Raw genomic sequence first — 23275 nt, forward strand, 5'->3', positions numbered from 1 at the left:
TATGACCACTGATATGACCAATGTGACCCAAGATCTGATCCTCGGACTCGACTGTGGCACCGGTGGGGCGCGGGCGCTGATCTCAACGGTGGCGGGGGATGTGCTTGCCATCGTCGACAGCCCCTATCCCACCCAATACCCCCATCCGGGCTGGGCAACGCAAAGCCCGGATGCGTGGTGGCGCGCAGCCTGTGAGGCGGTGCGTGGGGCCATTGCTGAGGCCAGCATTGATCCCGCGCGCATTGCGGCGATCTGTGCTGATGGCACCTCAAGCACCTTGGTGTCTTTGGATGCCGATTTGACGCCTGTGTCCGACGCGATCTTGTGGATGGACAACCGCGCCTCACCGCAAGCCCGCCGGATCGAGCACACCGGACACCCGGCCCTGCGTCGGTCGCGCGCGGGCGTTTCCGCCGAAACCGCTTTGCCGAAAATCATGTGGCTCAAAGACAATGAGCCAGAGGCCTATACCGCCACCCGCTGGTTTGTCGAAATGACGGATTACATGGCGCTTTGCCTGTCGGGGACGCTGACCCTGGGTCAGAACCACACCATCAATCGCTGGTTTTATAATCCGCGCGCGGGCGGCTGGCCGGTTGATTTTCTCGACGCGATTGGACTTGCGGGCATCACCGAACGCTTTCCCAAAGACATGCCCGCTTTGGGCGATCCGATCGGTCCGATCACAGCGCAGGCGGCAGAACAGATGGGACTGTCGCCCAAAACGCTGGTCGTGGCCGGGGGCACGGATGCCTATGTCGCCATGGTCGGGCTGAACACTCTGCGCCCCGGCGAAACCGCGCTGATCACCGGCACCTCGCATCTGGTGCTGCCGGTGGTGGCCGAGGATGTCGAGATCGAAGGCCTGTTTGGCCCGCATCCCGATTGCGTCAGCCAAGGCACGTTTGTCATGGAGGGCGGGCAAGTGTCCTCGGGCGGGATTCTGCGGTGGTGGCATGATCTGCTGCATGAGGGCGACAATGGCTATGAGGAGATGTTGGCCCAAGCCGAAGCCGCCCCTCCCGGAGCCAATGGTTTGGTCGTGCTCGATTTCTGGCAGGGCAATCGCAACCCTTTCACCGATTACGACCTGCAAGGCGCGATCTGGGGGCTGACGCTCAAACATGGCCGCGCTGACATCACTCGCGCGCTGATGGAATCTGTGGCGCTTGGCACCGCCAATATTTTGGGTCGTTTGCAAGCGCGTGGGCTGGTGGTCAAAACCATGACGTTGGCCGGCGGTGTGTTACGGTCGCCGTTTTGGGCGCAGATGCACGCCGATGCCACGGGCGTCACTCTGCGCATTCCCGAAGTGGGCGAAGCCACCGCCTTTGGCGCCGCGATCACGGCGGCGGTGGGCGCGGGTTTGCACCCGTCGCTGGAACACGCCGCCGATGCGATGGTGCGCATTCGCTCCGAAATTCACCCTGATCCCATGCGCCACGCGCAGCTCAGTTCACAGATGGAGATCTATCTAGAAACCCATGCGGCGCTGCGGCCCTTGATGCACCGCCAAGCCGCGCGAAGCCGGGCCAGCCCACCCGCGCACTAACGCCCAAACCCCTCATTTTTATCGACTTTCGGTTGCAGCTCTCGGCTGTGGCCCGGAATCCTACTGCCAATGAAAGGAAAAATCATGGCTCATATCGGAGACCTCATTGCTGAAATGCTTGCACAATACGGGGTTGAATATGTCTACGGGATGCCCGGCGGACAGACCACCGCGCTCCATGATGGCATTTCGCGCCGCAACGACCGTATCCGCCATATCTTGATGCGCGACGAACGCAACGCCGCCTATGCCGCCGACGCTTACGCCCGTCTGACCGGCAAACCCGGCATCTGTGATGTGACTGTGGGGCCGGGTGCAAACCTGCTGCCTGCGGGCTTTTTGGAGGCGCTCAATGCCTCGATCCCGATGATCGGGATCATTGGTGAGTTGCCGCTGGATTGGTTGCCGCTGAAAGAAAAAGGCATTGCCAGCCAAGGCTTTGACCAGCTCAGCTTTTTCAAAAGCTGCTCGAAAGAGGCCTATTTGGTGCCCTCGGTTGCGGCCCTGCCGGAATTGATCCGCACCGCATTTCGGGTGGCCACGTCGCCGCGCCCCGGTCCCGTGGCGTTGATTATTCCGCATGATATTTTCGATGCGGAATGGGATGAAGACCTGTTGAAAATCAAGGTCGATGATCGTTCGGTCCAGATGCCTTACATGCGCAGCTGTGCGCCCGCAGGCGAGATTGCCGCCGCAGCCGCTCTGATCAAACGGGCCAAACGTCCGGCGCTGGTCTGTGGCGGCGGTGTGCATGGTTCGGGTGCCGCCGAGATTGTCACCGAGTTTGCAGACAGGTTTAATGGCCTTGCGGTGACAAGCCTCTCGGGCAAAGGATCGGTGCCGGAAACGCGCGATTATGCGGCGGGGGTGCTCAACCCTCTGGGATCGAAAGCGGCCATTGATCTGATCAAAGAGGCCGATCTGGTGGTTTGGTGTGGTTCGAAAGTCAGCCAAAACACGGGCATGAACTGGTCTTTGCCCCTGCCGGAACAAGCGACCATCACCATCGACTTTGATCCGCTCGAACATGGCCGGACGTTCCGACCGACGGTGGCCTTGATGGGGGATGTGCGCGAAACCGTTTTGGCGCTTGGCACCGCTTTGGGAGACATTCCCGAGCACAACGATTGGCTTGCCCGGATTTCCGAGGTCAAAGCAGAATGCGACGCCGACAAAGCCGCTGAAATCGCCTCCGATAGGTTGCCGATTCAACCACCGAGAATCATGGATGAAATCGCCAAGCGACTTGAGGAAGATGACATCGTGGTCTCCGACGCCTCGTTTTCGGCGGGTTGGATCTCCGGCTATATTCCTGCGAAAAAACCGGGGCGTCAGTTCTTGTTTGCGCGCGGGCAAGGGGGCTTGGGCTATGCCGTGCCGGGGGCGATTGGTGCCGCAGCCGTGCGGCCAAATGCGCGGATTGTGACCGTGGCGGGCGATGGCGCATTTTCCTACACGCTCGGCGAATTGGCGACCATGTGCCAATATGACCAAAAGGTCGTCAACGTGGTGATCAACAACGGTAAACTGGGCTGGATTCAACTCTGGCAGGAGCTGTATTTCAACAACGTCCAGTCGGTTGATCTGGAAAAGCAAAGTTCGGTTCCGGGCTATGCGGGCGCGGCTGCGGCGCTTGGACTTTTGGGCATCTATGTTGAAAAACCCGACGAGATTGGTCCGGCTTTGGATCGCGCTTTTGCCCATAATGGACCATCGGTGGTCGAGGTGCGCATTGATGATCGGGCAACGCCGATCCATTCGTTCAAACGCCGCCTGCGTGAGAAATCGGATACGCCGTTCCCGCGTCCCGGCACGGTCTATCGCCTGCGCGACTGGAAGGTTTCGCCGGATCTGTAACGGTTCGGGTCCCCTCAGTGTTCCAGATCGTGTCTGCAAAAGACCGGATGCGCATACCGCGCGTTCGGTCATTTTGGTTCCGGCCTTCAGGGGCGGCCATATTGTATGCGACCATCGCCACGGTTGCGTGATCCGCACATTTTTACAGCATGTCTTTTGCCGAAACATTTTTGCCGTGCAGCGAATCTTTCGCAGCCGCAGCGTCTGCCAAATCTCGCTCATAGGGCGCAACGGGGCAAACTGTACCCGGTCGTCAAATACGTAAACCTGAGACAATTTCATCACGCAGGTTGCGGTGACAAAAGGCCTTTTTGGATTCGGTTTGGGGAAAGACAGAGTCAAGCGCGAAGTTCGATTGCGCGGGTGCTCCACAGGTTGCTAGCTTGCCCATGCGATTCACGTCGTCTTGGGGGACATTCAGGGATCGTGCAAGGCAAACGGACAGCTAAATTTGCCAGTCCGGGATTGGAATTTGATCCGCTTGCACGCCATTGAGGCCTTTCGTCTGGGTAGGGGTACCTAGACCAAAGGTTATTTAGACCGATCACGCTTTGGCGTTTGGTCGGTTCTGATGTGTCCAAACAACCCGCGCCTGTCGTGTGCAAATTCTGTTTAGCAGGGTGTGAGGCCCCTGTTTTCTAAGGGTTTGTACAGGTTAGGCGCGACAAACATGGGCACCGGTGCCGGAAACATGCGACTTTGTGAGGGAGTCGTATGTACGGCCTTTAGTATACTGGGCCCATGAATATCGAGACGATCCGAGGCGCAAGAGCCACGGTTCAGGCAGTCTGCTGCCTGCGCCCGATGTCGGAAAACCCGGCATTGCATAAACAACGATAATGGGTCGAACATAAAAATGAAAAACGATACGTGGGGACGTGTTAAGCAACAATTGCTCGAGTCCGTAGGGCGCAACAATTTTGCAAACTGGATCGAGCCGCTCGAACTGACAAAAGTGGACAACGGTGTTGCGGTCTTTTCCGTGCCGACCAGCTTTATGGCCAACTGGGTGTCCCGCAATTTTGCCGATACCATCCTGACACATCTCAAGGCCGCAAATGCCCCCGCGTCCCGTGTTGAATTTAAAGTTGCGGCGCATCAGCCGCAGCCTGCATCATCAGAGCCAAAGCCCGCCGCCGCAGCCGTTGTGGCCCCGGTCGAGCCCGCCGAATTGCCCGGTGCACCGCTTGATGCGCGGTTTACCTTTGACAATTTCGTGGTGGGTAAACCCAACGAATTGGCCCATGCCGCCGCGCGTCGTGTGGCCGAAGGTGGCCCGGTGACCTTTAACCCTTTGTTCCTTTACGGCGGTGTTGGTCTCGGCAAGACCCATTTGATGCACGCCATCGCCCATGAGACCCGCACCCGCAATCCTGAGTTGCGCGTCCTCTACCTTTCCGCCGAACAATTCATGTATCGGTTCGTGCAGGCGCTGCGCGATCGTCAGATGATCGACTTCAAACAAATCTTTCGCTCGGTCGATGTGTTGATGGTTGATGATGTTCAATTCATCGCCGGCAAAGACAGCACCCAAGAAGAGTTCTTCCACACGTTCAACGCATTGGTCGACCAGGGCAAACAGATCATCATCTCCGCCGACCGCGCGCCGGGTGAGATCAAGAACCTTGAAGACCGGATCAAATCGCGCTTGCAATGCGGCCTTGTGGTTGATTTGCACCCGACCGATTATGAGCTGCGTCTTGGCATTCTCCAAACCAAAGCCGAAGCCTACCGCGCGCAATATCCGGGTCTTCAGTTTGCTGATGGCGTGTTGGAATTCTTGGCCCATCGTATTTCGACCAACGTGCGTGTGTTGGAGGGGGCATTGATGCGCCTCTTTGCCTTCGCCTCCTTGGTGGGCCGCGAGATCACCCTTGATCTGACCCAAGAATGCCTCGCCGACATCCTCAAACAATCGGATCGTAAGGTCACGGTTGAGGAAATTCAGCGCAAAGTCTCGGAACATTACGCCATTCGCCTGTCCGACATGATCGGTCCCAAGCGGGTGCGTTCGATTGCCCGTCCGCGTCAGGTCGCGATGTATCTGGCCAAGCAACTGACCTCGCGGTCTTTGCCGGAAATCGGACGTCGGTTTGGCGGGCGTGACCACACCACCGTCATGCATGGGGTGCGTCGGATCGAAGAACTCAAAGGCACCGACAGCCAAATCGCGGATGATGTCGAAATGCTGCGTCGCGCGCTTGAGGCCTGACGGGGGCCTCACCTTAGGGGAATATGGTGAAATCTGAGCCCAATCCGCTGCATCGCCGCGACAAATGTCTCTGGCGATGCGTGCGGCCCTTGACGCTTAGGTTCCAAAACAACACAGTCCCGTTAAACAATATCTTGCGCCCGGGGATGAATGGTTTAGGCTCAACACCCCGGCTTATGAATTCTATGAGGGTGGCATGAAAATCAGCATCGAACGCGGCACGCTTTTGAAAGCCGTCGGCCAAGCGCAATCCGTCGTTGAGCGTCGGAATACCATTCCGATCCTTGCCAACGTGTTGATCGAGGCTGAGGGCGACATGGTCTCCTTCCGCGCCACGGATCTTGACATCGAAGTGGTGGACAAATGTGCCGCCATGGTCGAGCGTGCCGGGGCCACGACCGTCTCCGCCGTCATGCTCCACGAGATCGTGCGCAAATTGCCCGATGGCGCGATGGTTCAGCTGACCGATGATGGCACCAATGGTCGCTTGACGGTTGAAGCGGGGCGATCGAACTTCTCGCTGGCGACTTTGCCAAAAGAAGATTTCCCGATGATGGCCTCCTCGGAATATGACAGCAATTTCGCGATCCCGGCCCCGGTGTTGCGCCGCCTGTTTGATAAATCGAAATTCGCCATCTCGACCGAAGAAACCCGCTATTACCTGAACGGCGTGTTCATGCATATTGCGGATAGCGAAAATGGCAAATCCCTGCGCTGTGTCGCCACCGATGGCCACCGTTTGGCGCGCATTGATGCTGTTCTCCCCGATGGCGCGGCTGACATGCCCGGCGTGATCGTTCCGCGCAAAACCGTGGGCGAATTGCGCAAGCTGTTGGATGACGATGATATGACCATCGCGGTTTCCGTGTCCGAGGCGAAAGTGCGCTTTGCCACCCCGGACATCACCCTGACCTCCAAGGTGATCGACGGGACCTTCCCGGATTACACCCGCGTGATCCCGGTCGGCAACACCCGCAAACTCGAAGTCGATGCGGCAGATTTTGCCAAGGCGGTGGACCGTGTGGCCACTGTGTCCTCTGAACGCTCACGCGCCGTCAAACTGACGCTCGAAGAAGACAAGCTGATCCTTTCTGTGAACGCCCCGGATTCGGGTGCTGCCGAGGAAGAATTGGCCGTGGCTTACAATGATGAGCGTCTGGAAATTGGCTTTAACGCCAAATATTTGCTCGAAATCGCCTCGCAAGTGGACCGCGAAAATGCCGTGTTTTTGTTCAACTCCTCGGGCGATCCGACCCTGATGCGCGAAGGCAATGACACCTCCGCCGTCTATGTCGTCATGCCGATGCGTGTGTGAGCCGTTCAACCACCTAAAGACAAGTGAGCAGCAATGGGCCGTCTCTACATCGAAGAGCTGAGCCTGTCGCATTTTCGCTCTCACCGGGCCGCACGTCTTGAATTGGACGGGCGGCCTGTTGCGATTTATGGTGCCAATGGCGCAGGCAAAACCAACATTCTTGAGGCGGTGTCTTTGCTCTCGCCGGGGCGGGGCCTGCGCCGCGCCACGCCCGATGAGATCGGGCATAAATCCGTCGGTGTCGGTTGGAAAATCCGCGCCGATCTTGTCTCTCTGCATCACATGCACGAATTGGAAACCTGGGCTGAACCGGGTTCTGCGCGCACTGTGCGCATTGACGGCAAGTCCGCGCCACAGGTGGCGCTGGGCCGGATTGCCCGTGTGGTGTGGTTGATCCCGGCGATGGATCGGCTTTGGATCGAAGCGCCTGAGGGGCGGCGGCGGTTTTTGGACCGGATGGTGATGTCGTTTGAGCCACGCCATGCGGAGGCGGTTTTGGCCTATGAAAAGGCGATGCGGGATCGCAATCGACTGCTCAAAGACATGGTGCGCGATGCCCATTGGTATGACGCGCTTGAGGCGCAAATGGCCGATCAGGGCGCGGTGATCATGACCAATCGCCTGAGCGCGCTTGAGCGTTTGGCGCGGGCGCAGGACGGGGCTGAAACCGCCTTTCCGGCGGCGCATTTGACGTTGAAAGCCTCTGACGATCTGCCCTTGCCTGTCGAACGCGCTGATTTGCTTGCCGCTTATGCTGACACTCGCACCCGTGACATGCACGCCGGGCGCACGCTGATGGGGCCGCACCGCGCCGATTTGACGGCGGTCTATACGGCCAAAGATGTGGCCGCCGACCAATGTTCGACCGGGGAGCAAAAGGCGCTTTTGATCTCGCTGATCCTCGCTAATGGCCGCGCCTTGGCCGAGGATTTTGGCGCCGCGCCGATCTTTCTTCTCGATGAGGTTGCAGCCCATCTTGACGCCAACCGCCGCGCCGCGCTCTATCATGAGATCTGCGCGCTGGGCGCACAGGCGTTTATGACCGGAACCGGTCCCGAACTTTTCGCGGAACTCAATGGGCGCGCGGCCCGCTATGAGGTCTCTGAGGAGGGCGGATCGTCCCTTTTGAAAGAGATACTATGACCATCGCATTCAGCGATCTCGGCCTCTATGCCTTTGCTCTTTTGGTGCTGTTTTTGACCCCTGGCCCGGTGTGGCTGGCGATGTTGGCGCGCGCGCTGTCGGGCGGGTTCAACGCGGCATGGCCCTTGGCGTTGGGCGTGGTGATTGGTGATGTGTTGTGGTCGCTTTTGGCGATCCTTGGTGTGTCCTGGATCGTATCTGAATTCAGCGGGTTTTTGACCGTGCTCAGATGGGTCGCGGTGGCGATGTTCTTGTTCATGGGGGTGATGTTGATCCGCCATGCCGACAAAAAAATTGCCGCCGACAGTCGCCTCACACGTCCCGGGATGTGGGCCGGATTTGTTGCGGGGCTGATTTGCATTATCGGCAATCCCAAAGCGATCTTGTTTTATATGGGCTTCTTGCCGGGTTTTTTTGACCTGTCCACTTTGACAATCCCCGACATCGTGGCGATCTGTGCGGTTTCGGCGCTGATCCCGCTGGTCGGCAACCTGATTTTGGGGGCGTCTGTCGGTGCTGTGCGCAGGATTATGACCTCTCCGCGCGCGCTCAGGCGGATGAATATCGGCGCTGGAAGCCTGTTGATTTTCGTCGCATTGGTGATCCCTTTCGTCTGATCCGCAAACCGTCCTTTTCTCGTGTCATTTGCGTGACATCCCGCCTGCGGTCGCGTATAAAAAGCGCAAGAAATAACAAGGTACTCCGCATGTCCGATACGCCACACGATCCCTCCGAATATGGTGCAGATTCCATCAAGGTTCTCAGGGGCTTAGAAGCCGTTCGCAAACGTCCCGGTATGTATATCGGCGACACAGACGATGGCTCTGGTCTGCATCACATGGTCTATGAGGTGGTGGACAACGGGATTGACGAGGCTCTGGCCGGTCATGCCGATTATGTGACCGTCATCATCCACAAAGACAGCTCGGTTTCGGTGCGCGACAACGGTCGTGGCATTCCCACCGACATGCACCACGAAGAGGGCGTCTCGGCCGCCGAGGTCATCATGACCCAACTCCACGCGGGCGGTAAATTCGACAGCAACTCCTACAAGGTCTCCGGCGGTCTGCATGGCGTGGGCGTGTCGGTTGTGAACGCATTGTCCGACTGGCTCGAACTCAAAGTCTGGCGCAATGGTAAAATCCACCAAGCGCGGTTTGAACGTGGCGACACCGTTGAGCACCTCAAGGTGATCGGCGATGCGGGCAGTGAAACCGGCACCGAAGTGCGGTTCATGGCCTCCGCCAAAACGCTCGACCCCGAGGTCGGCACGTTCTCCAACCTCGATTACTCCTTTGAGACGCTGGAAAAGCGTCTGCGCGAATTGGCGTTTTTGAACTCCGGTGTGCGGATCATCCTCGAAGATCACCGCCCTGCCGATCCGCTCAAAACCGAGCTGTTCTATGAGGGCGGCGTCAAGGAATTCGTCAAATATCTCGACCGTCATAAAACCGGGATGATGCCGGAGCCGATTTTTGTTGCGGGCGAACGTGATGACATTGGTGTTGAAGTCGCGATGTGGTGGAACGACAGCTACCATGAAAACGTGCTGCCCTTTACCAATAACATCCCGCAACGCGACGGCGGCACTCATTTGGCGGGCTTTCGTGGCGCACTGACCCGGACGTTGACCAAATACGCCGCTGATTCCGGCATCGCCAAACGCGAAAAGATCACTTTTACCGGCGATGATGCCCGCGAAGGTCTGACCTGCGTTTTGTCGGTCAAAGTGCCCGATCCGAAATTCTCGTCCCAGACCAAAGACAAACTGGTGTCTTCCGAAGTCCGCCCTGCGGTTGAAAACCTTGTGAGTGAAAAACTCACCGAATGGCTGGATGAAAACCCACGCGAAGCCAAGGTTATCGTCAGCAAAATTGTCGAAGCCGCACAGGCGCGCGAGGCGGCGCGTAAGGCGCGTGATCTCACTCGGCGCAAATCGGCGCTTGATGTGAACTTTTTGGCCGGCAAACTCAAAGATTGCTCGGAAAAAGACCCGTCGCAAACCGAAGTCTTCCTCGTCGAGGGGGATTCCGCCGGGGGCTCCGCCCAAACGGGCCGGGACCGTCGGACACAGGCGATCCTGCCGCTCAAAGGTAAAATCCTTAACGTTGAGCGTGCGCGGTTTGACCGGATGTTGGGCAGCCAAGAGATTGGTAACCTTGTTATGGCGCTGGGGACGGGGATTGGGCGCGACGAGTTCAAACTCGAAAAACTGCGCTACCACAAGATCGTCATCATGACCGACGCGGACGTTGATGGTGCCCACATTCGGACGCTGTTGTTGACCTTCTTCTTCCGCCAAATGCCGCAACTGATCGAGGCGGGTCACCTGTTTATCGCCCAGCCGCCACTGTACAAAGTGGCGCGTGGCAAGTCGGAAGTGTACCTCAAAGACCAAGCGGCGATGGAAGAATACCTGATCCAGCAGGGCGTCGATGGGGCCGTGTTGCGGCTCAGGTCCGGCGAAGAAATTGCCGGGGCGGATTTGGCCCGCGTGGTCGAAGGCGCGCGTACGTTCAAGCGGATTTTGGAAGCCTTCCCAACGCATTACCCACGCCACATCATCGAACAAGCCGCTCTTGCCGGGGCGTTTGAGCCGGGTCGCGTGGATGCCGATCTGTCGGGCACGGCCGATATGGTGGCACGGCGTTTGGATATGATCGCGCGTGAATTTGAACGGGGCTGGACCGGTCGCCCGACCCAGGATGTCGGCATTCGTTTGACCCGCGTTTTGCGTGGTGTCGAAGAGGTGCGCACCCTGGATGGCGCGATCCTGCGCGGGGGCGAAGCCCGCCGGATCAACCAAGAGGTCGCGGCGACCAACGGCGTGTTCAAAGACCCCTCGCGCCTCGTGCGCAAGGATCGCGAAACGTTGATTCACGGTCCGATCGAGTTGTTGAACGCTATTCTTGAAGAAGGCGAAAAGGGCCTGTCGCTTCAACGCTACAAAGGTCTGGGCGAGATGAACCCGGATCAGCTTTGGGAAACCACGCTCGATCCCGAAGCCCGCACTCTGTTGCAGGTCAAGATCGAAGATCTGGCCGAAGCTGATGACATCTTTACCAAACTGATGGGGGATGTTGTTGAGCCGCGTCGTGAGTTCATTCAAGACAATGCGCTCAACGTCGAAAACCTCGACGCGTAACTGTTGGGGCCCTGCAAGCGATTGCGTGGCCCAAACATTATACGCGTCATGCGAGAGGAGGGAGGCTGGGGTGAAAGTCGGGATCGTTCTTGGACTGCATGACAGCCCCCTTTGGATCACGGATCAAATCCGCTCGATTCAGGATCAAAGCCACACCGATTGGGTGATGGTGATCCGCGACGATGGCCCGCAAACTGAAACGAGTGCGTTGGCGCAATCGACAACTCAGCGCGATGCGCGCATCTCCTATCGCTGTGCCGAGCCTGCGGGGTTCGTGGCCAATTTTCTGATGGGTCTGCGCGATCTCCCGGCTGACTGCGAGGCCGGGGCGTTTTCAGATCAAGATGACATCTGGAACAGTGACAAATTGGCCCGCGCCGTTGATGCGTTGCGTGACTTTGGCGACCGGCCCGCGCTGTATTGCGCGCGGCGGCATGTTTTGACGGAAAGGGGCATTGTGGGCGACACACTACTCTATAAGCGCCCGCCGTCTTTCGCCAATGCCCTGATCGAAAACATCGCGCCGGGGAATACCATCGTTTTGAACCGAGCCGCCCTTGATCTCGCCCGCCGCACAGCGCCGCTTGCATCGGGCGTTTTTGCGCATGATTGGTGGCTGTATCAATTGATCAGCGGAGTCGGCGGGATCGTGATTTATGATCCCGAACCCGTTGTGCAGTATCGCCAGCACAGCCAAAACATTCTTGGTGCGGGGGAACATGGCCTGACGTGGCTGACCAACAAACTGGCCGTAACCAAAGGGCTTTATCGGGCGCGTATTGATCAACAAACGGCGGCTTTGCGCACGGTTTATGATCGGCTGACGCCAGAAAATCAGGCCCTCTTGGATCGCTTTTGTGCGGCGCGCCGGGCGAAAGGGCCGCTTTCGCGCCTGCGTGCGATGCGGCGTCTGCCTGTGCGGCGGCAAGGCACACTGTCGCATCTGACATTCCTCGCTGCTGTGGTCTGTGACTATGCGTGATCGTCCGAAAATCCTGTTTGTTGGTGGGTCTGGTGTGCCCTCCGGCGTTCCAACCTTTATCAAGGCGGTGATCGAGGCCGCAGGCGATGACATCGAAAGTGTTGTTGTGTCCGAACCGGATCAGGGGGGCTATGGTCGATTGGCGACGGGGGCGCGCCACATCGCCGTGGATGGGTTGGCGACCACACTCAATCCTTTTCATCAACGTCGTGCCCGCGCCCGTCTTGAACAGGTTATTTTGAGCGAAAAGCCATCCTTGGTCTGGGCTCATGCGCGCATGGCCGTTCATCTGTGCCGTGATCTTTTTTCGGAAACCACGCCAAGTTTTTCGCGCCTCGCCGTCAGTTTGCATGGGCTGCCCTTTGGCCCCGGTCACCGACCGACCCTGAAAGCCATGTCAAAATTCATCGAGATGCGCCACCTGCGTCATACGCGCCCGCATCACATCCACCTGCTGACCCAAGAAGACGTGCAGTTCTACTGCGCCGCTTTGCCGCCCTCCATGGTCGGGCGCCATGATTTTCAGACCCTTGGCACAGTGTCTCATATGGGGTCGCATATGGGGTCGCATACGGGTTTGGCTCACACAGCGCCCAGCCAGACACTCACCGGGCCGCTACGCATCGTGATGACCACGCGCGCGAGCTATCAAAAAAATCTGATCGAAGCCGCGCATATTCTTGCGCGTGTCACAATCCCTTGGCGGCTTGATCTTTGGGGGGCAGGCACACAATCCGAAGCTCTGATCAAAAGATTTCGCGCCATTCTGGGCCCACGGATGGATCGAGTCCGTTTTCATGGTCCGACCTGCGATGTCGCGTCCGCTTTGAGTGATGCGGATTTGTATCTTTTGACATCGCGCTATGAGGGCATGTCGATCGGCGTACATGAGGCGTTTGAATGCGGTTTGGCCCTGGCCCTGAGCGACATTCCCGCGAACCAAGTGTTTCTCAAGGCGCATCCCTTTGCCGCAGCTTTGCCTTTGGGTCAGCCATCAGAGGCGGCTCTCAGACTGGATCAGCTTTATACGCGCCTCATTCGAGCGCCGGACTACCGTTCGACATCTCAAACCATTTGGCGGTCCAGCTTTAGCCCGGAGTTGTGGACCCAACAGGCCCGCCAAATGGTGCGTGATATTCTAAATCGCCCGCTTAAAGCGTCACGCCTTTAACCTGAGACAGGGGAAAGGCGTGACGCAGCCAGACATATCAATGGTGTGGGCGTTCCGCCATAAACCCGTGATTCAGGTTTATGGCGGAACGCTTTAGGTGATGATCAGAATGTCGTTGGCGATGCTGCCAATATCGGTGACGCCCAGCAGAGAGATCGTATTGCCGCCGCCGAAGTCAAAGACGATATTGCCATCCACCACATCAGCATAATTGCTCACAAGAGCGTTGATGTCGGTGCCTGCAATGGTGCCGTCGATGAAAAGGCGGTCCACGCCGATTTCGTAATCCGCAATGCGGTCAGCGCCGTCGTTTTCATAAAACACGAACTTATCCGCGCCATTGCCGCCGAGCATGTAGTCGTTCCCCGCGCCACCAACAACGGTATCATTGCCGTTCCCGGCGCTGAGCGTGTCATTGCCCTGATCGCCATACATACGATCATTGCCGCTGTTGCCAATCAACCGGTCAGCACCCGTGTTGCCAAAGAGGACGCCGTCGCCGCTGCCATCAAGCAAGGTGTCATTGCCGGAGCCACCAAACATTTGGTTGTTGCCGTAAATGTCATAGAGCACGTCGTCACCAGCGTCTCCCAACATCCGGTCACCACCAGCCTCGCCATTGAGGCGATCATTGCCAATGCCGCCGTTGAGCACGTCAAAATCGTCACCCCCGGTCAAGGTGTCATTGCCGCCGCCGCCGATCAAAATATCGTTGCCGTTTCGGCCCATCATAAAGTCATTGCCAGCACCGCCAGAAAGGATGTTGTTGCCATGGGTGCCGCGCAAGTCATCGTTGTAGGCGGAACCGGTGAGGTTCTCGATGGAAGAATAGGTATCCCCCGCGGAATCGCCTGTGCCGGAACCGCCGTTGATGAGGTCAGCAATCACAAGACCGGATGCATTGGAATATGAGGCTGAATCGGTGCCAGCCCCGCCACGCAGAGTGTCGGCCCCGTCGCCGCCGATCAAAACGTCGTTTCCGCGCATCCCCTGAAGAATATTCGCGCCGCTGTTGCCATACAAAACATCATCGCCATCGCCGGTCACGATGTTCTCGACCGAGCCGTTGAGTGTCACCCAGGTGGCATTGTCGACTTGCACAGAGGAGGTGAGATTGGCCAGAACATCGCCGGTGATTGCCGCCATGTTGATCCAGTCTGTGCCCCCGTCCGTGTCGGCCAACGTGCCACGAGTGCTTTCCAGCGCCAGCATCGTTAAAAAGTCGTCTGTGTAGGTGTAGACAGAATCCGTGATGGCCTCAGCGCCCAGGAATTCAATCGTGATATAGTCGATGAAGTAATAATCACTGTCACCGGAGAAATTGTCTGCCACCACAACGGACCATGTTCCAACCGACGACATGCCCATGACGGCGGCGACACCAAAGGTCCAAGTGCCCAAATCTGTCGACCCGCCCTCTTGGTCCAGCAGGGGAACATATGTGCCATCCGGACCCACCAGATAGATGGTGAGATCCCCCATGTAATAGTGATCCGTGCTGATCGTCACATTGACATGTTCCAGCGCGATATCGGTGTTGCAAGTCACCGTGGATATGGCACCAGTTGAGTTATAAATCCGCTGGTTGGTGTTGTTGGTCAGGGTGACAGAGTCGATATTGGCCGTTGTCTTGGCTGTGTCGTAAAGGTCGAGCCAAACTTCGGCCATACGCACGGCGGCGTAAGCGTCCACCATGCCGTAGCCATAATTCAGGTGAAAGCTGTTGCCGCCGCCGTTCCAATTGTTCGCGTCATTGATGCCCCACTGCGCAACCTCATATCCGGTCGCGCTTGAGCCAATATTGCTGCCAGTCAAGGAGGCGGACATGGCAAGGATCATGCGGACATCGCGCCAGCCGAGGTTTTCATTGGCATCCAGCATCAGCGCGGTCACGCCGCTCACCACAGGAGTCGCTGCGGAGGTTCCGCCAAAATCGGTGGCCCATGCTGTGTTGGAATAGCCGCCCGTGCCGACGATGTCCGTGGTCTCGGATGCAGCGGGCGCCGTCACCAAAACGTTCGCGCCATAGTTTGAATAGTATTCGGCATCGCCATTTACATCCGTGGCCGCGACCAAAATGATCTCAAATGCTGAATTGAGTTCGTCGCCCTGTGCGTTGCCGTAGACGTTATAGACAGACTGGTAAGAAGAGTCGTTTGCCTCGTTCCCAGCGGCTTTGACGATGATCGAGCCAAGCCCGTCACGCCCGTTGGTCGTCGCATAGACCACCCCGTCTTGATAGATGGAGGCGTTGCCGCTTGAGGTGCTGGAAATGGAATTATAGACTGAATCATACATGGGGATGGACCCCCATGAGTTGTTGATGACATCAAACTTCGCCATTTCGTTCATCAGGTTTTTGAACGCAGTGATCCCGGACATCCCATTGAGCAACAGGTCCTGGCCATCATTGAGAAAATCGACGCTTGTCAGATTGGCGCCAAAGGCCACACCGACACCATAGGACCCATTTTGGACACCGGCAATAATCCCGCCAACGGCGGTGCCATGTGCGTCCGTGTCGGTGTTGTAGTCGCCATCGACACCAGCGACGTTTGACTCAAGAGTCGCGTCGTAATTGCCTACCAGGTCGGGGTGGTCGACGTCCATCCCATCGTCATACACTGCCACATTGACGCCGGAGCCATTGAATTCGTTCCAGATTTTTTCGATGTCGCCAATAAGGTCAAAGTGCCATTGCAGGCTGTATTTCGGATCTGTCGGTACCATTTGGTCCCCCACTCATAATAAGACAAGTTCACTTGGTTATTTCATAAAAAACGAACCGAATTAAGACATTATTTATGAATTTTAACGCGATTTTATGTGATAAGAATGGAGTCCACCAAAGATGACAAATCGTTGATATTGTTCAGAACAATGATGTCCCCCCCGCCAAAATCGAAAATCGCATCGGTGCCGCTGAGCGTACAATAGGTCGCGATGGTATGGTTGGCGTCGTAATTTCCATCGGTCAGAACGGCGTCGATGAAGAGTCGGTCAATTCCGATCTCGAAGTCCGTAATCGTGTCCATTTCACTGCCGTCACGGAACACAAAAATATCCGCGCCGTTTCCCCCGGTGAGATTGTCGTTCCCCGAGCCGCCCGTCATCCGATCATTACCGTTGCCGCCAGACATGATGTCATCGCCCGCATCGCCGAGCATACGATCATTGCCCCCGCCTCCATTCATGCGGTCATGTCCTGCGTTCCCGGCTAAAACACTGTTCCCTGACCCATCCAGCAAAAAGTCATCGCCATCCCCGGCAATCAGCCAACCCACACCTTCCAAATTCAGGAGCGTGTCATCCCCGTCTTCACCAACAAGACGATCATTGCCGCTGTCGCCGACCAATCGGTCCTTCCCGTTGCCGCCGTTTATAATGTCATTCCCGGCCCCACCATAGACAGTGTCATTGCCATGGCTCGCGATAACGATGTCATCCCCCCCACCTGCTTCGACATAGTCATGACCAAGCCGTGTATAGATGTGATTGTCGCCGTCATCGCCATAAACGATGTCGTTGCCATCACCGCTGATCAGGTTCTCAATGCTGATATAGCTGTCCCCTTCGGCACCCAATCCGACATTGTCGTCTGGATTCAAAAGACTCAGCGTCAGGTCGGTGACGAACTCGCTGTAGCTGGCCGTATCAAAGCCATCGCCGCCATCCAGAATGTCCGCGCCCATTCCGCCGACCAAAATGTCATCACCATCCTGGCCCACAAGCCTGTCATCGCCATCAAAGCCTGAGAGTGTGTTGTTCTCGGCGTCACCCTTGATCACGTCATCATATCGTGTCCCGATCACATTTTCGATCGACACCAGAGTGTCAGACGCCGCAGCCCCCGAGTTGAGCGAACTGAATTGCAAATCAATGTTGGCCGCGATTGTGGACAAGCTATAATCAACCGTGTCGATGCCATCGCCACCGTTGATGGTGTCTCCGCCGCTGGAGGCCACAAAAACATCTGCGCCCGCAAGGCCAAGCAAAATGTCGTTGGAGGAGGTGCCCGAAATGATGTCGTTGCCGTCTGTCCCCTCGATTGTCACCGCGGCAGAATTGTCGATCCGTTCCCCGATGATGACGTGATCGGCGTTAAACAAAATCGAATCCACAAATGCGGCGAGCGGAACAGGCATCCCGTCATATGTGGTCACGACAATACGTTCACCCCCGAATGTCAGCACAAAGCCGGTCGTTGTCATTTCAATTTCGACACTGTTTGCCGAGCCTGACAAAGGGAAATGGGACAGATCAATGGTGTCGGATGCGTAATTGAAATCGGTGATGTAATCCGTGACGCCGTCAGGTCGAAACTGAAAAATATCGGCGCCGTTTCCCCCGGTCATCGTATCGCTTCCCGCGCCATCGACAAGAATATCTGCGCCGCCGTTTCCCGATAGGGTGCTGCCGGTATCTGTGGCGATGATGATGTCGTCATCTGCGGTGCCTGTGCTTGCCGACAAAACCGCGCCTTGATTGGAAACATCGACCGCAATCCGGGTCAGGCCGGTGTCGCCGGTGGATGTGGCGATCAATTCCAAGCCGTTGATCGTGGCGACAAAAGTCAGCGAAGACACATTCAAAAGGGCGGTGTCAAAGGTATCAATGACACTGCTCCAAAGGACCAAGGTCCCGTCTGGCAAAACCTTAAAAAGCGACAGACCGCCGTCATTGCCAGCAACAGCCAAATAGGCGGTGCCATTATAGTTTATGACATCAAGCGCGGAAGCCCCGCCAAAGCGCGTGCCCAGCGTGTCGATGACTTGGTCAATGGCCACCAATTGCCCCGTATCTGTCACTTCCAGGACGGTGATAGATCCGCTGTCAGCTGCGGTCATAAACACCAGCGTTTTCCCGCCATAGTTCAGGCTCTGAAGATCCGTGGGCGTTGTCACCGGCAGGCCTTCATTCGCACTGTAGCTGTCCACCTCCATCAGCCCCCCGCCTGCGCCGATCTCAAGCAAAGTCAGACCATGTTCGGTCGCAGAGGCTGCCAAAACATAGGCTGTGCCATTGACCGTCATGGTGCAGAGCGCGCTGATGTCACTCAGATGGGTCGTGTCATCATCGTAAAGGGTTTGTGCTTCGCCTGCGACAGCGGAGGCGTTGATTGAAAAAACAGAGAGGCCAGAGCCTTCGGAGAGCGCTGCGAGCACATAGGTCACGCCGTTGATCTCGATTGTGGCAATCTCCGCACGGTTTGAGTGGCTGGTGGATTGGTTCAACTGGACACAATGCGAACCGCCTTCGCCGAGTTGAGCAATTGCCAAAAGCTCCGCCTTTGGGATGATGAAATCGGTGCTTTCAATCGAAATCGAGGCAAAGCCTTCCGAATTTATGGACTCTGTTGAGAAACTGAGATCGGTTCCGCCAATGATCTGTGTCGAGGCTTTTGTGCCCGAGGCTGTGTCGTAAAATACGAACGTGCCATTGGCGTTCAACAGGCCCGTTGTCACCTGTGAAAGGAAAAATGCGTCGTCAGCCCAGAGCGTTTCTAAAATTGACAGGGACCCCATGCCCACCTCCGTCTACCACCAAGGGCAGAATGCGGGCGAAGTGCTTAAGGCGGCCTTTTTTAAATCGGGCATAAAAACGGCAAGAGTTTCAGAATTGAATCAACTCGCATATACCCTGTTCGCCAAAGCGTTATGATATCCGTTCAAGTTGGTAAATCTGACGTGCGATGGCGGCGGTCACACCGGGGCCGACCTGTCTTGGGGTCACATGAGTTTGCGGATCAATGCGATTTGGTGACATTGAAAACGCCGGGCTATGCTGTTGGACCCTTTTCTCAAACCTTTGATTTTTTTCGACAAAACTCGCCTTCAATGTGGCAATCTGCGCGGGTGTGAAAATCGTCGTTGGGGCTTTGTCAAACCGATCGAGCAAGGCCCGGCGTGCAGCGTCATAGATGGCATGTGGTGGCCGGGCAGGGGTGGTTAATTCTGTCGCAAGCAACTGTGCCAAAGGATCAGGTGAGGTGTTGGCCTGTTTGGTCTCTTTCAAAGTGCCATCTGCCACCAAATCTGACCCAGTCACATTCAACAAGGCCTGCAAAATGCCGCCGGGCAGGGTTTTGACCGTTTCATAGTCAAAAATGGTGATCTGATCGGGGCAAAAGCCCTCTTCCAGAGTGTCCAAAACCAGATTGTGATCCACAGGGACGCCAGAGGCCAAGCCCGTCGCAATGGCCCGCTGAACAAAGCCCTGTATCGCCGGCAAACGTCCGCTTTTGGCCACTTCCTGCCAAATCGACTGGGTCAATGCGATCGGGTCGCGCGCGTAGTACACGATGCGGACCTCCTCGAACGGACTCAAAAGCCCCGCCAAGTCTTTGTAATCGACCCGCGCGGGTTCAAGCCGCGTGAAAGGTTCGCCAGACAGGATAAGCGTCCCGTCCTTCGGCGCATATGTATCGATGATTTTCGTCCATAGCGCGTCTATGCCGCCGTGGCTTTTCAAAGAGCGGTCAAAATCCGGATTCGGAATCCATTTTGCGGTCAAAATGTGATGGGCCGGATTGGGGCCGATGTCGGGGTAATACAGGCCCGCCTGTTCGAGACGAGCCCGGTTGGCAAACAGCCGACGCTGAATATAGCTCGTGCCGGTTTTATGCGGGCCGATATGCAAAACGACCTTGGCCATTATCCATGCGCCTCTTGTTTTATCTTAATCATCTTGCGGGACAGGGCCTGAAAAAACTCTGCGCCGATCTGGTTGCGTGTCGCGCGCCCTTGTAAAGGCGCGTCAATCGGGGTCATGCGAAACTTGGGTTGGGTTGCGGCAATCAATCGTTCGAGCGCGCGGTTCTTCGGTTCATATGTCTCAATCAAAGTGTCGATCTGAGCCTTGGAAAACAACGTGGTGCGTGTCTCTGCCCCAAATGTCTCAATGACCGTTTTTCCCGCAGCCCGCACAAGCCATTGCGGAGCTTTGTGGGTGTGGGCAATGAAATTGGCCGCAAATGTCGCCAAAGGTTCAGGCGACACATTTGAATGTCGCTGTGCGTCAAAGGGTTGCAAAGCCTTGGGGTCGATTTGGATGCCGGCTTCTTGCAGCACGGCGCCGACAATCCCTCCCTCCTGCGCAGAGGCGCGTTCATAGTTGATCAAACGGATCTCGTTGAGGTCAAAGCCATCGGAAATATGGCGCACAAGCCGATGGTAATTTGTAAACAAGCCTTCGACCAAATCGCGCTCGACCACGGTTTCAACATAGGCGTCAATGTTACCGGGATTGCGGTCGTCGGAGACCTGTTGATACACCGATTGAATAAACCCGCTCTGTGTGCGCAATGCACAGATCACTTTGATCTCATCAAAATCCGAAACCAGGCCGCGCAATTGCGCCATCTCGACATGGCGCGGGTTCCAACGCGAAAACTCTTCGGAGCTGATAAAAACAGTGTCGCTGGCTTTCATCCGCCGCAAAATCCCCCGGTTCAACGTTTGCAACCGACGTTCGGGGTTTTTGTAAGAATAGCGCGGGCCCAACGGAATCCAGCCCGAGGCGAGGCCGTGATGCCCTCGTTCATGACCCAGCGTTGGATAGACCAAACCGTGTGTGCGAAGCAGCCTGCGGTTTTTGTAAAGCGTATCCTGAATGTGGGTTGTGGCCGTCTTATGTGTGCCCATATGGATCACGAGTTTGGGCATGGCTTACGTCTCTTTTTGGGTTTTATCGCCGCAAAACTCGGCCAGAACCTTCAAATAAGCGTCGCCATTTTGTTTTGTGGGTTCAAGCACCGCTTTCTCCGCCCATTCATTCCACGCATTGATCCAAAGCTCCTCGCGGTACGACCCCGCAATCCGCTTTTCGAGCAGGCTGTGCAACCAACGTCTGAACGTGCCCACATTGGCACCATAGGCGATATGCGCCTTATCTCCACGCCGGGCGGTGTTGTCCCAAGACGGCATAATGCCCGCAATCGTCGTCTTGGGCAGGCGCTTGGTGTAAGCCGATGAGGTCGCATAGGTTGCGGCCTTTGCGTAGTCGTAGATCAGCCCGCTAAATCCCGGCAGGACAGAGGTTGGCATCTTGTTGCCATCGGGGCCGCCAAACAGATAGGCATTGCTTTTGACCAGACCATGCGGCGGCATTTCGACCCAGAAATCGAACAGATTGTCTTTGACCGGGCTTTCGCCATCAACGTGAAACAGCACCGCCCCAAGTTCGACTTCGCCGATCCCCTCATCGCGCCAAACCTGCCGCATCTGCTCTACGGCTGCGGCTGGATCGGGCATGTCTTCGGGTCGGTAAATCACAAATCGCGGGCGTATGCCGTCTGGGCGTTGGTAGCGCGGATCGCGCATGTAACGCGCAATGTCGCGGGCCAAATCACCGGCAAACCCCGGAAAATAGGTCTGTGGCATGAGGATTTCACCGCTCAACCCATCCCAATTGCGCCGCCAACTTTCGTTCGCCCAACACAGGTAAAATGGGAACTCCACGTCAGGCCGATCCAACACTAAATCAATCGGCTTTTCCAAAAGCCGTTGCCCGTCAAACCAGTAATAATAGGCGCAAAAGGCGTCGATACCTGCGGCTTTGGCCATTTTGGCCTGTTCCGCTAGCGTTTCGGGCACCCGCAGGTCATAAAACCCAAGATCGGCAGGAAGAACCGGGTGGGCATGGCCGGAAAAATTCGGCTTGGCTGCTACGACACTGGTCCATTCGGTATAGCCTTTGCCCCACCATCTGTCATTTTCCGCAATCGGGTGAAACTGTGGCAGGTAAAATGCTGTAACGTATTGAGGAGCCTTGGGTTTGGCTTTCGGCGTCAGGCTGTCGATCTCGGTCGTCTGATAGGTTTTCAATCCCGCGGCCTTGCAGATATAGCCAAGAGCGCGCTCCACAGCATGAGCCGTCGTTCCGTCAAGCTGTTGATCTTCAATTTGAAAATGATCCTGCGTGAGCTGCATGGATTTCAGCATCGCAAGGATCGTTGGTTTGAGCCAATAGATCGACCCGGCCGGGAAATCGAGGGAGGAGGCATTCAAAGGCACTTCGATCCGATCAAGGAGATGGCGGGTCATGTTCACATTTGAACCCCACCATTCAGTGCCGCTGTAATGCTGCCCATCGGCCACCCAAAACCCGGCGTCCCAAGTGGTCAAAAAGGTTTCAAGCCTTGCCTTCGTGGCGTCGGGATCTCCCAAAATGCCCTGGATCAAGGCTTGCCGCCAGATGTCGCCATCTGTGCGATGGGGGCTTTTCTTGGTGTGCAGTTTGCACACGGCCTCATAGCCATCCAGAAAACCAGCCGCCACAAAATGCAAGAACGGATAGATGTCGCGCCCGTGGTTTGGCATCGCATAGACCGTGGCCTCAGGGAAATCTTTGAGCACCGCGTCTTTCGGGTCAGCCTTATGGGATTTGAATTTTATGTAAGAGACATAGAGATCATACTCGAAAGATTGCGCTTTGATCTGTGCGGCGATCTCGTCCCACATTTCGGCGTAAAACACATGGACCACAATGGCAAAGCGGGCCTTTTTGCGTGTTGGATCGGCGCGCAGGATCGGGAAGGTCACGCCATCGACAAGATTAAAACTGGGCTGAGTGCGGGTGACCCGGCCTTCTTTCAGGCCTGCGGTGATGTAATGTTCAAACGGTCGCAAACCCGCAGAAGCAACATCCGGGTTGTGTTTGAGATAGGCGCTTGGAGAAAAAGACCCGTTGGGCTGAATGCCCAAAGGTTCGCCAAAGATCACATAGTGACGTTCCGGGTTTTGTCTATAGAGCCAATGTAGCCCAGGCACCATGCCGCGGTAAAAATCCCTGTCAAACTGCCCGCTGGCTTTGATTTTGCGGGCATAGCGGCGTTCTTTTGGGGTCGCCAATAAAAATCTTAGGGCATTTTTTGCCCTACTTGTGGCACTCATGCTCG

Annotated in this window: 14 protein-coding genes; 9 read left to right on the top strand and 5 right to left on the bottom strand. The window is 56.5% G+C overall.

The genetic code is table 11. The features are described 5' to 3' along the window. Window position 1: 1 nt before the first annotated feature. The 9 genes from BLT54_RS15160 to BLT54_RS15200 all read left to right on the top strand — a co-directional run bounded on the left by BLT54_RS15160 (window position 2) and on the right by BLT54_RS15200 (window position 13377). On the top strand, window positions 2-1552 hold the full coding sequence (locus tag BLT54_RS15160) for an FGGY-family carbohydrate kinase (protein ID WP_083351844.1): 1551 nt from the start codon (window positions 2-4) through the stop codon (window positions 1550-1552). Between the two features lie 84 nt (window positions 1553-1636). Further along, entirely contained in the window at window positions 1637-3409 is a 1773-nt protein-coding gene (locus tag BLT54_RS15165) for a thiamine pyrophosphate-binding protein (RefSeq protein ID WP_074646133.1), read from the top strand. A gap of 856 nt (window positions 3410-4265) precedes the next feature. Further along, the gene (dnaA, locus tag BLT54_RS15170; RefSeq protein ID WP_074646134.1) at window positions 4266-5621 is read left to right on the top strand and encodes a chromosomal replication initiator protein DnaA; all 1356 of its coding nucleotides are present in this window, start codon (window positions 4266-4268) and stop codon (window positions 5619-5621) included. 196 nt (window positions 5622-5817) lie between these two features. Further along, window positions 5818-6936 (top strand): DNA polymerase III subunit beta, encoded by a 1119-nt coding sequence (gene dnaN / locus BLT54_RS15175; protein WP_074646135.1) that lies wholly within the window; start codon window positions 5818-5820, stop codon window positions 6934-6936. Between the two features lie 33 nt (window positions 6937-6969). Continuing rightward, window positions 6970-8079, top strand: coding sequence for a DNA replication/repair protein RecF (gene recF / locus BLT54_RS15180; protein WP_074646136.1), 1110 nt, complete (start codon window positions 6970-6972; stop codon window positions 8077-8079). Beyond that, window positions 8076-8696, top strand: a complete 621-nt coding sequence (locus tag BLT54_RS15185; protein WP_074646137.1) for a LysE family translocator — start codon at window positions 8076-8078, stop codon at window positions 8694-8696. The genes recF and BLT54_RS15185 overlap by 4 nt, the downstream gene beginning before the upstream one ends. A gap of 89 nt (window positions 8697-8785) precedes the next feature. Then, window positions 8786-11224, top strand: coding sequence for a DNA topoisomerase (ATP-hydrolyzing) subunit B (gene gyrB, locus BLT54_RS15190; RefSeq protein WP_074646138.1), 2439 nt, complete (start codon window positions 8786-8788; stop codon window positions 11222-11224). A gap of 70 nt (window positions 11225-11294) precedes the next feature. Further along, window positions 11295-12206, top strand: coding sequence for a glycosyltransferase (locus tag BLT54_RS15195; protein WP_074646139.1), 912 nt, complete (start codon window positions 11295-11297; stop codon window positions 12204-12206). Continuing rightward, window positions 12199-13377 (top strand): glycosyltransferase, encoded by a 1179-nt coding sequence (locus BLT54_RS15200; RefSeq protein ID WP_074646140.1) that lies wholly within the window; start codon window positions 12199-12201, stop codon window positions 13375-13377. Before BLT54_RS15195 ends, BLT54_RS15200 begins: the two co-directional genes overlap by 8 nt. Window positions 13378-13470: 93 nt before the next feature. Here BLT54_RS15200 and BLT54_RS15205 read toward each other — a convergent pair whose 3' ends face one another. The 5 genes from BLT54_RS15205 to BLT54_RS15225 form a co-directional block, all read right to left on the bottom strand. Then, entirely contained in the window at window positions 13471-16107 is a 2637-nt protein-coding gene (locus tag BLT54_RS15205) for a S8 family serine peptidase (RefSeq protein ID WP_074646141.1), read from the bottom strand. Window positions 16108-16199: 92 nt separating this feature from the next. Then, window positions 16200-18902 carry a calcium-binding protein gene (locus BLT54_RS15210; protein ID WP_074646142.1) on the bottom strand — a complete coding sequence of 901 codons (2703 nt, stop codon included), beginning with the start codon at window positions 18900-18902 and terminating at the stop codon, window positions 16200-16202. Between the two features lie 130 nt (window positions 18903-19032). Beyond that, the gene (locus BLT54_RS15215; protein WP_074646143.1) at window positions 19033-20031 is read right to left on the bottom strand and encodes a hypothetical protein; all 999 of its coding nucleotides are present in this window, start codon (window positions 20029-20031) and stop codon (window positions 19033-19035) included. Next, on the bottom strand, window positions 20031-21041 hold the full coding sequence (locus tag BLT54_RS15220) for a hypothetical protein (protein ID WP_074646144.1): 1011 nt from the start codon (window positions 21039-21041) through the stop codon (window positions 20031-20033). The genes BLT54_RS15215 and BLT54_RS15220 overlap by 1 nt, the downstream gene beginning before the upstream one ends. Window positions 21042-21044: 3 nt before the next feature. Beyond that, window positions 21045-23270, bottom strand: coding sequence for a glycoside hydrolase family 99-like domain-containing protein (locus BLT54_RS15225; RefSeq protein WP_074646145.1), 2226 nt, complete (start codon window positions 23268-23270; stop codon window positions 21045-21047). Between the last annotated feature and the right edge of the window lie 5 nt (window positions 23271-23275).

Origin of the sequence: Celeribacter baekdonensis, assembly GCF_900102315.1 — a bacterium.
GTDB classification, from domain to species: domain Bacteria; phylum Pseudomonadota; class Alphaproteobacteria; order Rhodobacterales; family Rhodobacteraceae; genus Celeribacter; species Celeribacter baekdonensis.

Excerpts from the sequence above, each read along its gene's own strand:
- BLT54_RS15220 (WP_074646144.1), bottom strand. The coding sequence starts at position 21,041 with ATGCCCAAACTCGTGATCCATATGGGCACACATAAGACGGCCACAACC.
- recF (WP_074646136.1), top strand. The coding sequence starts at position 6,970 with ATGGGCCGTCTCTACATCGAAGAGCTGAGCCTGTCGCATTTTCGCTCT.
- dnaA (WP_074646134.1), top strand. The coding sequence starts at position 4,266 with ATGAAAAACGATACGTGGGGACGTGTTAAGCAACAATTGCTCGAGTCC.
- BLT54_RS15205 (WP_074646141.1), bottom strand. The coding sequence starts at position 16,107 with ATGGTACCGACAGATCCGAAATACAGCCTGCAATGGCACTTTGACCTT.
- BLT54_RS15185 (WP_074646137.1), top strand. The coding sequence starts at position 8,076 with ATGACCATCGCATTCAGCGATCTCGGCCTCTATGCCTTTGCTCTTTTG.
- dnaN (WP_074646135.1), top strand. The coding sequence starts at position 5,818 with ATGAAAATCAGCATCGAACGCGGCACGCTTTTGAAAGCCGTCGGCCAA.
- BLT54_RS15215 (WP_074646143.1), bottom strand. The coding sequence starts at position 20,031 with ATGGCCAAGGTCGTTTTGCATATCGGCCCGCATAAAACCGGCACGAGC.
- gyrB (WP_074646138.1), top strand. The coding sequence starts at position 8,786 with ATGTCCGATACGCCACACGATCCCTCCGAATATGGTGCAGATTCCATC.
- BLT54_RS15225 (WP_074646145.1), bottom strand. The coding sequence starts at position 23,270 with ATGAGTGCCACAAGTAGGGCAAAAAATGCCCTAAGATTTTTATTGGCG.
- BLT54_RS15210 (WP_074646142.1), bottom strand. The coding sequence starts at position 18,902 with ATGGGGTCCCTGTCAATTTTAGAAACGCTCTGGGCTGACGACGCATTT.
- BLT54_RS15165 (WP_074646133.1), top strand. The coding sequence starts at position 1,637 with ATGGCTCATATCGGAGACCTCATTGCTGAAATGCTTGCACAATACGGG.
- BLT54_RS15160 (WP_083351844.1), top strand. The coding sequence starts at position 2 with ATGACCACTGATATGACCAATGTGACCCAAGATCTGATCCTCGGACTC.
- BLT54_RS15200 (WP_074646140.1), top strand. The coding sequence starts at position 12,199 with ATGCGTGATCGTCCGAAAATCCTGTTTGTTGGTGGGTCTGGTGTGCCC.